Below are 13,153 nucleotides of genomic sequence, written 5' to 3'. Positions count from 1 at the left end.
AAACGCTTACTTTTATAGGAAATATTTGACTATTATATCTTTTAGGAGTAAACTAAGGAGGTAAAATTTATAAAAGGAGAATTCATCATGAATTTAACATTTTTAGGTCTTTGTTTAGCCTGTTTTGGTGTATCACTGGCAGAAGGTTTGATGATGAGTAGCTTATTGAAATCTGCGTCTCGTCAACCAGAAATTATCGGTCAATTGCGTAGCCTCTTGATTCTTGGTGTTGCCTTTGTCGAAGGTACTTTCTTCGTAACCTTGGTTATGGCCTTTATTATCAAATAGACGCTTCTATTTTAGAAAAGGAGGTGTCAAACCTTGGAAGAAAGTATCAATCCAACGATTACTCTTGGACCTGTATCTTTTAATTTGACCCTACTTGCTATGACCCTGATTTCTGTTTTCGCCGTTTTTGGCTTCATTTATTGGGCCAGTCGAAAAATGTCGATCCGACCAAAAGGCAAACAAAATGTGCTGGAATACGCATATGACTTTGTCGTAGGCTTTACAAAAGGAAATATTGGGGAACATTACATAAAGGACTATTCCTTGTTCTTGTTTGTTCTTTTCCTCTTTCTTTTAGTAGCCAATAACATTGGATTGATGGCTAAAATCGAAACGACCAATGGTTACAATTTGTGGACATCACCAACCGCTAACCTGGGTTATGACTTTGCCTTTTCATTTTTGATCACCTTAATCGCCCATGTAGAAGGAATTCGCAGACGTGGTGTGAAGGAATATTTAAAGGCTTTTGTGACACCCGGATTTATGACCCCCATGAATATTTTGGAAGAATTAACGAACTTTGCCTCCTTGGCACTTCGGATCTTCGGAAATATCTTTGCGGGTGAGGTACTAGCAAGCTTGCTTGTGACTTTGTCGCATCAAGCTGTTTATTGGTATCCATTTGCCTTTATTGGAAGCATGGCGTGGACAGCGTTTTCGATTTTCATTTCATGTATCCAAGCCTATGTGTTTACCATGTTGTCATCAATTTATATTGGTAAGAAAATTAATGGTGAAGAGTAAGTAGAGGAGGAGTAGAAGAATGCATGTATCAATGAGTGAAATTATTGGTAACTTTATTCTCATTGCTGGTTCCTTCCTATTATTAATCTTTTTAATAAAGAAATTTGCATGGAACAATATCAATGGAATTTTAGAAGCGCGTGCCAAAAAGATTACAGATGATATTGATGGAGCAGAATCAGCTCGTCAAAAAGCTGAGGAACTAGCAAGTAAACGTGAAGAAGAGTTGGCAGGTAGCCGCAAAGAAGCTGCGTCTATCGTCGAAAATGCAAAGGAAACTGCAGAAAAGAACAAATCTCAGATCCTTTCAGAAGCCACTCAAGAAGCAGTACGTTTGAAAGAAAAAGCGCAACAAGAAATTGCGCATAACAAAGAAGAAGCATTGAACAGTATCAAAGGCGATGTGGCAGATCTCACTGTCAATCTTGCCAGCAAATTGTTGAGTCAACAGCTGGATGCTGAAGGTCAACGCCAACTGATCGATCGCTATCTTGATGAATTAGGAGAAGCCTAATGGACAAAAAGCAACTGATGGTGATTGAGAAATATACCCAGCCTTTTGTTCAATTGGTCTTTGAAAAAGGAGAACAAGATCTTGTCTTTGAAAAATTGACCCAAATCAAGGGCATTTTTGAGGAGACTGGACTTGCTAACTTCTTAGCTCATATCGGTGTAGAGGATGAAGAGAAAGCAAAAAGTCTAAGACTTTTTCAACCCTCTGATTCACAATTACTCGACCATTTGATTGAAGTGGTTATTCTCAATCATCGTGAAGCCTTATTTTATGACATTGTAACGATTTGTTTGGATCAGATTCAACTGTTGAGCAACGCATTTGTCGTCACTGTTACGACAGTTGCTGGTTTGGATCCTATTCAAGAGCAAAAGCTAGTACCCATTATCGAAAGAAAATTTGGGATTCAAGTTCGCTCGATCCAACAAAAGATCGATCCAGATTTAATTGGTGGCTTTGTCGTGACAGCCAATCATAAAACGTTGGATACCAGTCTCAAACACCAATTGCAAGTTATAAAATCTAAATTGAAATAGAAAGTGGTGTGAATTTTGGCGATTAACGCACAAGAAATCAGCGCTTTAATTAAGCAACAAATTGAAAATTTCAAGCCAAACTTTGACGTCACTGAGACAGGTGTTGTAACCTACATTGGTGACGGGATTGCCCGCGCTCATGGGCTTGAAAATGCCATGAGTGGTGAGTTGTTAATCTTTGAAAATGGCTCATACGGGATGGCCCAAAACTTAGAAACAACGGATGTCGGGATCATCATCTTGGGTGATTTCACGGATATTCGTGAAGGAGACTCTGTCCGTCGTACAGGTAAAATCATGGAAGTCCCTGCAGGGGATGCCTTGATTGGTCGTGTTGTCAACCCACTTGGCCAACCAGTAGATGGTTTAGGTGAGATTGTGACAGATAAATTCCGTCCAGTTGAAACACCAGCTCCTGGTGTTATGCAACGGAAATCTGTCTCAGAACCCCTACAAACTGGTTTGAAAGCCATTGATGCCCTTGTTCCAATTGGACGCGGTCAACGGGAATTGATCATCGGGGACCGTCAAACAGGGAAAACTTCGATTGCCATCGATACCATTTTGAACCAAAAGGGTCAAGACATGATCTGTATCTATGTGGCGATTGGTCAAAAAGAATCAACAGTTCGTACGCAAGTAGAAACTCTCCGTAAATACGGAGCTATGGATTATACGATTGTGGTAACCGCTTCGGCTTCTCAACCGTCTCCATTGCTTTATTTGGCACCTTATGCTGGGGTTGCCATGGCAGAAGAGTTCATGTATAACGGTAAACATGTTTTGATCGTCTATGATGATTTGTCAAAACAAGCCGTAGCTTACCGTGAATTGTCCCTTCTTCTTCGTCGTCCACCAGGACGTGAAGCCTTCCCAGGGGATGTCTTCTATCTCCACAGCCGTTTGTTGGAACGTTCTGCGAAAGTTTCGGATGAATTGGGTGGGGGTTCTATTACAGCTCTTCCAATCATTGAAACCCAAGCAGGGGACATCTCCGCTTATATCGCAACCAATGTGATTTCGATCACAGACGGACAAATCTTCTTGCAAGATAGTTTGTTTAATGCCGGTATTCGTCCAGCCATTGATGCCGGATCTTCTGTTTCCCGGGTTGGTGGATCTGCTCAAATCAAGGCTATGAAGAAGGTTGCTGGTACCCTTCGTATCGACCTCGCTTCCTACCGTGAGTTGGAAGCCTTCACGAAATTTGGTAGTGATTTGGATGCGGCCACTCAAGCGAAATTGAACCGTGGTCGTCGGACAGTGGAAGTCTTGAAACAACCTGTTCATGAACCATTGACAGTTGAAAAACAAGTCGTGATCTTGTATGCCTTGACTCATGGTTTCTTAGATAGTGTTCCAGTAGACGACATTCTTCGTTTCCAAGAAGAGTTGTTTGATTACTTTGAAGCACATTATCATCAAATCTTTGAGACGATTCGTTCGACACATGATCTTCCAGCAGAAGAAGAACTGGATGCAGCCCTTACTGAATTTGTCAACCAGTCAAATTTCAAATAGAAATAGGAGTGGAAGATGGCAGTTTCATTAAATGATATTAAAAATAAAATTGCATCCACAAAAAACACCAGTCAAATCACCAATGCCATGCAGATGGTGTCCGCTGCCAAACTTGGTAAATCTGAGCAGGCAGCCAAGGATTTTCAGGTTTATGCTGCTAAGGTTCGTAAGCTCTTAACAGACTTGCTCCATGGCCACGAAACAGAAAATACCAAGTCCCATCCGATGTTGGTGAGTCGGCCGGTAAAAAAGACAGCTTATATCGTGATTACATCCGATCGTGGTTTGGTCGGAGGCTACAATGCCTCCATCCTTAAAACCATGATGGAAATGAAGGCAGAATACCATCCAACTGGGGATGACTTTGAAGTGATCTGTATTGGAAGTGTCGGGGCGGATTTCTTCCGTGCCCGTGGGATTCAGCCGGTTTATGAATTGCGTGGTTTGCCTGATCAGCCTAGCTTTAAGGAAGTTCGTAAGATCATTTCGAAAACAGTCCAAATGTATCAGGAAGGCTTGTTTGACGAGTTGTACGTCTGTTACAACCATCACGTCAACAGTTTGACTAGCCAAATGCGGGTGGAACAGATGCTTCCGATTATTGATTTGGACCCCAATGAAGCAGATGAGGATTATGTATTGAATCTAGAATTGGAATCTAGTCGAGATGCCATCTTGGATCAATTGCTCCCTCAATTTGCTGAAAGCATGATCTATGGTGCCATTATTGATGCTAAAACAGCTGAAAATGCTGCGGGGATGATGGCCATGCAAACTGCAACAGACAATGCCAAGAAAGTCATTGATGAATTAACGATTCAATACAACCGTGCTCGTCAAGCAGCGATTACACAAGAAATTACCGAAATCGTTGCAGGTGCTAGCGCCCTTGAATAGTTGTCGGATACAATTTTATATACAAAAACAGATGCTCGAAAGAGAACTTTTGAGCAGTAGAAATTACTTAGAATAGGAGAATGACATGAGTTTAGGCAAAATTTCTCAGGTCGTAGGTCCCGTCGTAGACGTTGCCTTTTCCGTTGGAGATAAACTTCCTGAGATCAATAATGCGCTTGTAGTCTATAAAAATGACCAACAAAAATCAAAAGTCGTTCTTGAAGTAGCTTTGGAACTTGGTGATGGGGTCGTACGGACCATCGCCATGGAATCAACTGATGGTTTAACACGTGGAATGGAAGTCTTGGACACAGGTCGTCCAATCTCTGTTCCAGTCGGAAAAGAAACCTTGGGACGTGTCTTCAATGTTCTTGGAGATACCATTGACTTGGATCAACCTTTTCCTCAGGATGCTCCTCGTGACTCCATCCACAAAAAAGCTCCATCCTTTGACGAGCTCTCTACTTCAGAAGAAATTCTTGAAACAGGGATCAAGGTTATTGACCTCTTAGCCCCTTATTTGAAAGGTGGGAAGGTCGGACTCTTCGGTGGTGCCGGAGTTGGGAAGACCGTCTTGATTCAAGAATTAATCCATAATATTGCCCAAGAACACGGTGGGATTTCTGTATTTACCGGTGTTGGGGAACGTACTCGTGAAGGGAATGACCTTTACTGGGAAATGAAAGAATCTGGCGTTATTGAAAAAACAGCCATGGTCTTTGGACAAATGAATGAGCCACCTGGAGCACGGATGCGTGTTGCTTTGACTGGTTTGACCATTGCGGAATATTTCCGTGATGTTGAAGGTCAGGACGTTCTCTTGTTTATCGACAATATCTTCCGTTTCACTCAAGCCGGATCTGAAGTATCAGCCCTTTTGGGACGGATGCCATCAGCCGTTGGTTACCAACCTACTTTGGCAACTGAAATGGGGCAATTGCAAGAACGGATTACGTCAACCAAGAAAGGTTCTGTTACATCGATCCAAGCCATCTATGTGCCAGCCGATGACTACACAGACCCAGCGCCAGCAACCGCTTTTGCCCACTTGGATTCAACCACTAACTTGGAACGTAAATTGGTACAATTGGGGATCTACCCTGCGGTGGACCCATTGGCATCAAGCTCACGTGCCCTTTCTCCAGAAATCGTAGGAGAAGAACACTATGCAGTAGCTTCTGAAGTCAAACGCGTCCTTCAACGTTACCATGAATTGCAAGATATCATTGCTATCTTGGGGATGGATGAATTGTCTGACGAAGAAAAGACCTTGGTTGCTCGTGCTCGCCGGATCCAATTCTTCTTGTCACAAAACTTCAACGTTGCGGAACAATTTACAGGTCAACCTGGTTCTTATGTTCCAGTTGGAGAAACTGTTCGTGGCTTTAAAGAAATTTTGGATGGGAAATATGACCATCTTCCTGAAGATGCCTTCCGTGGTGTTGGATCGATCGAAGATGTGATCGCCAAAGCTGAAAAAATGGGATTCTAAGAAGAGGTGAAAGATGAGTCAAATGAACGTCCAAATCGTTACACCGGATGGACTGGTTTATGATCATCATGCCGCATTTGTATCTGTCAAGACAATTGATGGTGAATTAGGGATTTTACCTCATCATATCAATACCATTGCGGTTTTGGCTGTAGACCAAGTAAAGGTTCGTCGTGTCGACGATGACAAACATATTGATTGGATTGCAGTCAATGGGGGGATTATCGAAGTAGCTGATAATGTCATTACCATTGTTGCCGATTCTGCCGAACGTGCTCGAGATATCGACATTAGTCGTGCAGAACGTGCCAAACTGCGAGCTGAAAAAGCGATTGAAGAAGCCAAAGATCAGCATTCGGTTGATATGGAACGTCGTGCTAAAATTGCTCTTCAACGCGCCATTAACCGGATTAATGTCGGAAATCGTTTATAAGATATTCAAAATAAGGTGGAGGTTTTGTCCTCACCTTATTTTTGTTGGGAGAGAATCAAAAGAAGAAAGTACGGACCAAATATGGTATAATAGCTATATGATTCAAATGATTTTTAATCTTTCAAGCCATCTATTATTTATCTTTTTTGCCTATTACCTATTGATGAACCTGGTTCAATGGGAAAAGTTTTTAAAAGTAAGTGCTGAAAATGCGGTTAAAATCCGTTTTTTGATCTTGATGATCAGCGTTGGAATAGGCTATCTAGCGAGCTCATTTTTTATCAGTGTCTATGAGATGAGTCGGCAGATTTTTATTGGCCAATTCTAGCCACATTTTATAAAAAATATGGTATGATAGAAAGCGTGACTTTAAGAAATTGGAGAACAATCCCGTATGGAAAAAATAATCGTTAATGGTGGTCATAATCGACTGGTTGGAACCGTCAAAATCGAAGGAGCAAAAAATGCTGTCCTTCCTCTTCTTGCTGCAACAGTTCTAGCAAGCGAGGGCGTGACAACCTTGAAAAATGTACCTGTTTTATCAGATGTCTTTACAATGAACAATGTTGTTCGTGGTTTGAATGCACAAGTAACCTTCAATGAAGAAGACAATACGGTTGTCGTAGATGCACGAGAGAAATTGTCTGAGGAAGCGCCTTATAAATATGTGAGTAAGATGCGGGCTTCTATCGTTGTCTTGGGTCCTGTCTTGGCACGCAATGGCCATGCCAAAGTTTCCATGCCTGGAGGCTGTACGATTGGGAGTCGTCCGATTGACCTCCACCTGAAAGGTCTGGAAGCTATGGGGGCTGAAATTACCCAAACGGCCGGCTATATTGAAGCAAAAGCAGATCGTCTCAAGGGTGCACACATCTATATGGACTTCCCATCAGTTGGGGCGACACAAAATATTATGATGGCCGCAACCTTGGCAGATGGAGTCACTGTGATTGAAAATGCAGCTCGAGAACCTGAAATTGTTGACCTAGCTCTCTTGCTGAATAAAATGGGAGCTAATGTCAAGGGGGCAGGAACTGAGACCTTGACCATTGTTGGTGTGGAGAGCTTGCATGGTGCAAACCACAATGTTGTGCAAGACCGCATCGAAGCTGGAACCTTTATGATTGGGGCAGCCATGACTGGTGGAGATGTCTTGATCGAAGATGCCATTTGGGAACACAACCGTCCGCTGCTTTCTAAGATGCAGGAGATGGGTGTGACGGTGACCGAAGAAGAAAATGGCATTCGGATTCAGTCGGATATCAGTAAGCTCCGTCCAGTGACCGTTAAAACTCTTCCCTACCCAGGATTCCCAACCGATATGCAGGCTCAATTCACAGCCTTGATGGCCATGGCTAAAGGTGAGTCTACCATGATTGAAACGGTCTTTGAGAATCGCTTCCAGCATTTGGAAGAAATGCGTCGGATGGGCGTTCACTCGGATATTATGCGGGATACAGCTCGTATCGTTGGAGGGGAAAGCTTCCAAGGTGCAGAGGTCATGTCGACAGATTTACGAGCAAGTGCAACCTTGGTCTTGATGGGCTTGGTAGCAGAAGGAGAGACGAAAGTCAGCAAATTAAGTCACTTAGATCGTGGTTATTATCAATTCCATGAGAAATTAGTGGCACTAGGTGCAGACGTGAAACGTGTAGAGGAAGAAGACGATGAAAACTAATCTTCGCTATGTTGGAAAACAGCTAGGAATTGTCCTCCTGTTGGCTGTGATTGGAATCATCATTTTTGCAGTTGGTTTGGTCATTGGTTATGGAGTGAATGGAGATGGAAAAAATCCATGGTCCATTCTCTCTCCGGACACTTGGTCAGAGATCATTGGAAAACTAACAGGCAAATAAGTTTTTAACTAAAATTGAGTAAAAAGGAGAGCAGCGAATCGAGTCAGTGACCCATCTAGCGCTGCTCTTTTTTGGAGAGATGTATGGCAAAACAAACAGTAAGCAAACGAACCAAACAAACCCTAGCAGGTTTTGTGGTGGCAACGGCCCTAGCTATTGGGGGCTATTATTTCAATCAACCGACGGAAAAAGAAGCGACAGATCAGGTTGTTTCGGTGGTGACGAGTAGCCAACAAGAAACACCTAGTAAAGAGTTAGCTAGCTCTGTATTAACGAAATCTGCTCGTTCACAATTGGGAAATGACTTGGAATGGAATGGTGCTGGAGCCTTTGTAGTTAAGGGAAATCGCACAGATCTGGATGCCAGCGTGGCTAGTCAACCCTATGCGGATAACAAGACAAAAGAAGTCAATGGAAAGATCGTACCGACCGTTGCGAACGCTATTATGACCAAGGCGACTCGCCAGTACAGAGATCGAGATGCAACAGGAAGTGGCCTAACCGATTGGAAACCAGCAGGTTGGCATCAGGTCCATAATCTGTCCGGTGAGTATGACCATGCTGTGGATCGGGGCCACCTATTGGGCTATGCCTTGATCGGTAATCTCAAAGGTTTCGATGCTTCGACGAGCAATCCCAAAAATATCGCTGTGCAAACGGCTTGGTCCAATCAAGCCAATGATCCTCATTCCACCGGTCAAAACTACTATGAGACCCTGGTCCGAAAAGCACTGGATAAGAACAAGCGGATCCGCTATCGGGTGACCTTGATCTACAACCAGCCAGAAGATTTGATTCCATTAGGTTCTCATATCGAAGCCAAATCGAGTGACGGGACGCTTGAATTCAATGTTTTTGTTCCTAATGTTCAAAGTGGGATTAGCCTGGATTACCAGACAGGAAAAGTAACCGTCCATCAATAAGCTGGAAAGCGCAGTTATTTAAGTTATTTTTAAGAATGGGGTGTTACAATTGCATACCTTCTTTAAGAGAAAGGAGAATGTATGAGAACCATTTTTCGATTTTTCAGAGGAATCCTTCGCATGGCTTGGAGTCTTTTTTGGGGATTTTTCTGGACCATTGCCATCAGTTTTCTCGTCCTAGTGGGGATCATCTATTTCACAGATTCTCCTAGTTCTGGTATGGATGGATTTGGACGAGCTGCCCAAAAGGTTGTCTATCAAGTCGGCAATTTATTTGGTGATCAGGGCTTTGCATCGCGCTTTGGGATGACACCTAGCTCACAGACCACGCAGACAGACAATCATGAGCATAGCGGTGCTCGCTGGGAAAAAGCGGAGGCTACGGTCTATTTGGATCCCAATATCAGTCAAACTTTTGTAAAAGCTTATCGGGAAGCTATTGAGGCTTGGAACCAAACAGGCGCCTTTACCTTCAAGTTGGTTACAAATGAAAAAGAGGCTAATGTGGTCTTGACGGAAATGGATAACGCATCGGTTTCTGCTGCAGGAGAGACTGCCTCTCAGACTAACCTTTTAACCAACCGGTTCACCCACATCACAGTGCGTCTCAATCGCCATTATCTTTTAAATTATGTCTATAACTATAGTTATGATCGGATTGTCAATACAGCTGAGCATGAGCTAGGCCATGCGATTGGGCTGGATCACACTGATGGAGAATCGGTCATGCAACCGGCCGGCTCTTTCTACAGTATTCAGGATACAGATGTGGAAGCAGTCCGACAATTATACAAGGAAGAATAAGTTTTAAAATACTTTCTAAAAGTTCTGAGCCTCAAGGGGCTCAGGATTTTTTTGATGGCTCGTCTTTCCTTGTTTAATCTGAAAAAAGATAGTAAAATAGGGACATGATTATTTTACAAGCCAACAAAATTGAACGCTCTTTTGCAGGGGAGGTTCTTTTTGATAATATCAGCCTGCAAGTGGATGAACGGGACCGGATTGCCCTGGTCGGAAAGAACGGAGCCGGTAAGTCAACACTCTTAAAAATCTTGGTGGGTGAAGAAGAGCCGACTTCAGGAGAAATCAATAAAAAGCGGGATCTATCTCTCTCCTATCTGGCCCAGGATAGTCGCTTTGAGTCGTCCAATACTATCTACGATGAGATGCTCCATGTCTTTGACGACCTCCGTAAAACGGAGAAAACTTTGCGGCAGATGGAGCTTGAGATGGGGGAAAAAACTGGGGCTGACTTAGAAAAACTCATGCAGGACTATGACCGTCTATCGGAAGAATTCCGTCAGGCAGGTGGTTTTACCTATGAGGCAGATATCCGTGCGATTCTTAACGGCTTCAAGTTCGATGAGTCCATGTGGCAGATGAAGATTGAAGAGCTGTCTGGTGGGCAAAATACCCGTCTCGCTCTGGCCAAGATGCTCTTGGAAAAACCAAATCTCTTGGTACTGGACGAGCCGACCAACCACTTGGATATTGAGACCATCGCCTGGTTGGAAAACTATCTGGTCAACTATAGTGGTGCCCTTCTCATTGTCAGCCACGACCGGTATTTCCTCGATAAAGTTGCTACCATTACCTTGGACCTGACCAAGCATTCTTTAGATCGCTATGTCGGCAATTACTCCAGCTTTGTGGAGCAAAAGGAGCAAAAACTGCTGACCGAAGCCAAGAACTACGAGAAGCAACAAAAAGAAATCGCGGCGCTGGAAGACTTTGTTAATCGCAATTTGGTGCGGGCTTCGACTACCAAGCGGGCTCAGTCTCGGCGCAAGCAGTTGGAAAAAATGGAGCGCCTAGACAAGCCGGAAGCTGGGACCAAGTCTGCCCATATGACCTTCCATGCTGATAAGACATCGGGCAATGTCGTCTTGACTGTAGAAGAGGCAGCCGTCGGCTATGACGATCAAATCCTCTCAGAGCCTATTAATTTGGATATCCGCAAGATGAATGCAGTCGCCATTGTGGGACCAAATGGGATCGGGAAATCTACTCTTATAAAGTCCATCGTCGGGCAGATTCCTTTTATCAAGGGGGAAGCTCGTTTTGGGGCCAATGTCGAGGTGGGTTACTATGATCAGACCCAAAGTAAACTAACGCCTCACAACAGTGTCTTGGATGAGCTCTGGAATGACTTTAAACTGACGCCAGAAGTGGAAATTCGCAATCGCCTGGGAGCCTTTCTTTTCTCTGGGGATGATGTCAAGAAAACCGTCGGCATGCTGTCGGGTGGAGAGCGGGCCCGCTTGCTTCTAGCTAAGCTGTCCATGGAAAATAACAATTTTTTGATTCTCGACGAGCCGACCAACCACTTGGACATCGATAGCAAGGAAGTGCTAGAAAATGCCTTGATTGATTTTGACGGCACCCTGCTCTTTGTCAGCCACGACCGTTACTTTATCAATCGGGTGGCTACACAAGTTTTGGAACTGTCAGAAGAGGGCTCAACTCTTTATCTGGGAGACTATGACTATTATCTGGAGAAGAAAGCAGAGTTAGAGGCCCTTGCTGCAGCACAAGCAGAAGCTGTGCCTGTTTCTTCGACTGAAGAAGTCACCAGCAATGATTATCACTTGCAAAAGCAAAACCAGAAGGAACTCCGGAAAATCACTCGTCGCATTGAGCAATTGGAAGCGGAGATGGAAGAGTTAGATCAAAAAATCCAAGACATCACCGAAACCATGCATAGCACCAACGATGCAGCTGACTTGGTTCAACTCCAGAGCGAGCTGGATCAACTGACTGTCCAGCAGGAAGCAGTCATGGAAGAGTGGGCAGAACTGTCAGAGCAGGTGGAATAGATGGAAAATTTAGGAAAAGTTTTTCGTGAATTTCGAATCAGTAAAAATTATTCGTTAAAAGAAGCTGCAGGAGAAGCTTGCTCGACTTCCCAATTATCCCGTTTTGAATTGGGGGAGTCGGATCTGGCTGCTTCGCGCTTCTTTGACATTTTGGACAATATCCATGTGACGATTGAGAATTTTATGGATAAGGCCAGAAATTTTCAACACCATGAGCATGTCGCTTTGATGGCTCAGATTATTCCGCTTTACTACTCAAATGATATTGCAGGTTTTAAAAAGCTTCAAAGAGAACAACTTGAAAAAGCCAAGAGTTCGACCAATCCTCTCTATTTTGAGCTGAACTGGATCCTGCTACAAGGGCTGATTTGCCAGAGAGATGCCAGCTACACCATGAAGCAGCGTGATCTGGATAAGGTGGCGGATTACCTCTTTCAAACGGAAGAGTGGACCATGTATGAATTGATCCTCTTTGGCAATCTCTACAGCTTTTATGAGGTGGACTATGTCACACGGCTTGGGAGAGAAGTGATGGAGCGTGAAGATTTCTACAAAGAAATTGGTCGCCATCGCAAACTGGTCTTGATTCTAGCCCTGAATTGCTACCAACATTGTTTAGAACATCGTTCTTTTGAAAACGCCAGCTATTTTGAAGCCTATGTAGAAAAGATTATCGGCAAGAGCATCAAGCTCTACGAACGCAATGTCTTTCATTATCTCAAGGGATTTGCCCTGTATCAGAAGGGGCAAACAGAAGAAGGGCGGCAGCAAATGAGGGAAGCCATGCACATTTTTGATGTGCTGGGACTGCCAGAGCAGGTAGCCTATTATCAAGAACACTTTGATAAATTTGTAAAACATGAATGTTCTAAATAGGACAGTGATAAAGGAGATTTTATGAACCGACATGCGGTCCAATTAATTAGTCGTGGAGCTATTAACAAAATTGGAAATATGCTCTATGACTACGGAAATAGTGTCTGGTTGGCCTCGATGGGGACTATAGGAAAGACGGTATTAGGGATCTATCAGATTTCTGAGTTAGTGACAGGGATTCTCGTGAATCCTTTTGGAGGAGTGATTTCAGACCGTTTTTCGCGTCGCAAGATTTTGATGACGACCGACTTGGT

At 43.6% G+C, this 13,153-nt stretch carries 15 protein-coding genes and 1 pseudogene; all 16 read left to right on the top strand.

Annotated features, from left to right (window positions below; all coding sequences use genetic code 11):
- Window positions 1-87: 87 nt before the first annotated feature.
- Complete coding sequence (locus HMPREF2917_RS05540; protein ID WP_003006433.1) at window positions 88-288, top strand: F0F1 ATP synthase subunit C; 201 nt, start codon at window positions 88-90, stop codon at window positions 286-288.
- 33 nt (window positions 289-321) lie between these two features.
- Window positions 322-1,035 (top strand): F0F1 ATP synthase subunit A, encoded by a 714-nt coding sequence (gene atpB / locus HMPREF2917_RS05535; RefSeq protein ID WP_024055550.1) that lies wholly within the window; start codon window positions 322-324, stop codon window positions 1,033-1,035.
- Window positions 1,036-1,054: 19 nt separating this feature from the next.
- Window positions 1,055-1,549, top strand: coding sequence for a F0F1 ATP synthase subunit B (atpF, locus tag HMPREF2917_RS05530; protein WP_004219970.1), 495 nt, complete (start codon window positions 1,055-1,057; stop codon window positions 1,547-1,549).
- Window positions 1,549-2,085, top strand: coding sequence for a F0F1 ATP synthase subunit delta (locus HMPREF2917_RS05525; protein ID WP_070589433.1), 537 nt, complete (start codon window positions 1,549-1,551; stop codon window positions 2,083-2,085). The genes atpF and HMPREF2917_RS05525 overlap by 1 nt, the downstream gene beginning before the upstream one ends.
- A gap of 15 nt (window positions 2,086-2,100) precedes the next feature.
- A complete protein-coding gene (gene atpA / locus HMPREF2917_RS05520; protein ID WP_009732555.1) occupies window positions 2,101-3,606 on the top strand; it encodes a F0F1 ATP synthase subunit alpha in 1,506 nt (501 codons plus the stop codon).
- Between the two features lie 15 nt (window positions 3,607-3,621).
- Window positions 3,622-4,503 carry a F0F1 ATP synthase subunit gamma gene (locus HMPREF2917_RS05515; protein ID WP_013903320.1) on the top strand — a complete coding sequence of 294 codons (882 nt, stop codon included), beginning with the start codon at window positions 3,622-3,624 and terminating at the stop codon, window positions 4,501-4,503.
- Between the two features lie 85 nt (window positions 4,504-4,588).
- Entirely contained in the window at window positions 4,589-5,995 is a 1,407-nt protein-coding gene (gene atpD / locus HMPREF2917_RS05510; RefSeq protein WP_070589431.1) for a F0F1 ATP synthase subunit beta, read from the top strand.
- A gap of 13 nt (window positions 5,996-6,008) precedes the next feature.
- Complete coding sequence (locus tag HMPREF2917_RS05505; RefSeq protein WP_003002471.1) at window positions 6,009-6,428, top strand: F0F1 ATP synthase subunit epsilon; 420 nt, start codon at window positions 6,009-6,011, stop codon at window positions 6,426-6,428.
- Between the two features lie 97 nt (window positions 6,429-6,525).
- Complete coding sequence (locus tag HMPREF2917_RS05500; protein WP_003006458.1) at window positions 6,526-6,756, top strand: DUF1146 family protein; 231 nt, start codon at window positions 6,526-6,528, stop codon at window positions 6,754-6,756.
- Window positions 6,757-6,822: 66 nt separating this feature from the next.
- Window positions 6,823-8,106: a UDP-N-acetylglucosamine 1-carboxyvinyltransferase gene (gene murA / locus HMPREF2917_RS05495; RefSeq protein ID WP_045759256.1), complete on the top strand. Its 1,284-nt coding sequence runs from the start codon at window positions 6,823-6,825 to the stop codon at window positions 8,104-8,106.
- Window positions 8,096-8,284, top strand: a complete 189-nt coding sequence (locus tag HMPREF2917_RS05490) for a DNA-directed RNA polymerase subunit beta (protein WP_070589429.1) — start codon at window positions 8,096-8,098, stop codon at window positions 8,282-8,284. The genes murA and HMPREF2917_RS05490 overlap by 11 nt, the downstream gene beginning before the upstream one ends.
- 83 nt (window positions 8,285-8,367) lie before the next feature.
- On the top strand, window positions 8,368-9,207 hold the full coding sequence (locus HMPREF2917_RS05485; RefSeq protein WP_070589427.1) for a DNA/RNA non-specific endonuclease: 840 nt from the start codon (window positions 8,368-8,370) through the stop codon (window positions 9,205-9,207).
- A gap of 81 nt (window positions 9,208-9,288) precedes the next feature.
- Entirely contained in the window at window positions 9,289-10,011 is a 723-nt protein-coding gene (locus HMPREF2917_RS05480) for a M57 family metalloprotease (protein ID WP_070589425.1), read from the top strand.
- A gap of 104 nt (window positions 10,012-10,115) precedes the next feature.
- Entirely contained in the window at window positions 10,116-12,023 is a 1,908-nt protein-coding gene (locus HMPREF2917_RS05475) for an ABC-F family ATP-binding cassette domain-containing protein (RefSeq protein WP_070589423.1), read from the top strand.
- On the top strand, window positions 12,024-12,899 hold the full coding sequence (locus HMPREF2917_RS05470; RefSeq protein ID WP_070589421.1) for an XRE/MutR family transcriptional regulator: 876 nt from the start codon (window positions 12,024-12,026) through the stop codon (window positions 12,897-12,899).
- Window positions 12,900-12,920: 21 nt separating this feature from the next.
- A pseudogene (locus HMPREF2917_RS05465) lies at window positions 12,921-13,153 on the top strand (MFS transporter); the annotation flags it as partial.

Origin of the sequence: Streptococcus sp. HMSC061E03, from assembly GCF_001813505.1 — a bacterium.
Lineage (GTDB): Bacteria > Bacillota > Bacilli > Lactobacillales > Streptococcaceae > Streptococcus.
Note: the sequence above shows the minus strand (reverse complement) of the source record. Positions and strands in the feature narration are given on the sequence as shown.

What these genes read in the sequence shown, in the direction of transcription:
- HMPREF2917_RS05540 (WP_003006433.1), top strand. Translation starts at nt 88, where the DNA reads ATGAATTTAACATTTTTAGGTCTTTGTTTAGCCTGTTTTGGTGTATCA.
- atpF (WP_004219970.1), top strand. Translation starts at nt 1,055, where the DNA reads ATGCATGTATCAATGAGTGAAATTATTGGTAACTTTATTCTCATTGCT.
- HMPREF2917_RS05525 (WP_070589433.1), top strand. Translation starts at nt 1,549, where the DNA reads ATGGACAAAAAGCAACTGATGGTGATTGAGAAATATACCCAGCCTTTT.
- HMPREF2917_RS05515 (WP_013903320.1), top strand. Translation starts at nt 3,622, where the DNA reads ATGGCAGTTTCATTAAATGATATTAAAAATAAAATTGCATCCACAAAA.
- atpD (WP_070589431.1), top strand. Translation starts at nt 4,589, where the DNA reads ATGAGTTTAGGCAAAATTTCTCAGGTCGTAGGTCCCGTCGTAGACGTT.
- HMPREF2917_RS05505 (WP_003002471.1), top strand. Translation starts at nt 6,009, where the DNA reads ATGAGTCAAATGAACGTCCAAATCGTTACACCGGATGGACTGGTTTAT.
- HMPREF2917_RS05500 (WP_003006458.1), top strand. Translation starts at nt 6,526, where the DNA reads ATGATTCAAATGATTTTTAATCTTTCAAGCCATCTATTATTTATCTTT.
- murA (WP_045759256.1), top strand. Translation starts at nt 6,823, where the DNA reads ATGGAAAAAATAATCGTTAATGGTGGTCATAATCGACTGGTTGGAACC.
- HMPREF2917_RS05490 (WP_070589429.1), top strand. Translation starts at nt 8,096, where the DNA reads ATGAAAACTAATCTTCGCTATGTTGGAAAACAGCTAGGAATTGTCCTC.
- HMPREF2917_RS05485 (WP_070589427.1), top strand. Translation starts at nt 8,368, where the DNA reads ATGGCAAAACAAACAGTAAGCAAACGAACCAAACAAACCCTAGCAGGT.
- HMPREF2917_RS05480 (WP_070589425.1), top strand. Translation starts at nt 9,289, where the DNA reads ATGAGAACCATTTTTCGATTTTTCAGAGGAATCCTTCGCATGGCTTGG.
- HMPREF2917_RS05475 (WP_070589423.1), top strand. Translation starts at nt 10,116, where the DNA reads ATGATTATTTTACAAGCCAACAAAATTGAACGCTCTTTTGCAGGGGAG.
- HMPREF2917_RS05470 (WP_070589421.1), top strand. Translation starts at nt 12,024, where the DNA reads ATGGAAAATTTAGGAAAAGTTTTTCGTGAATTTCGAATCAGTAAAAAT.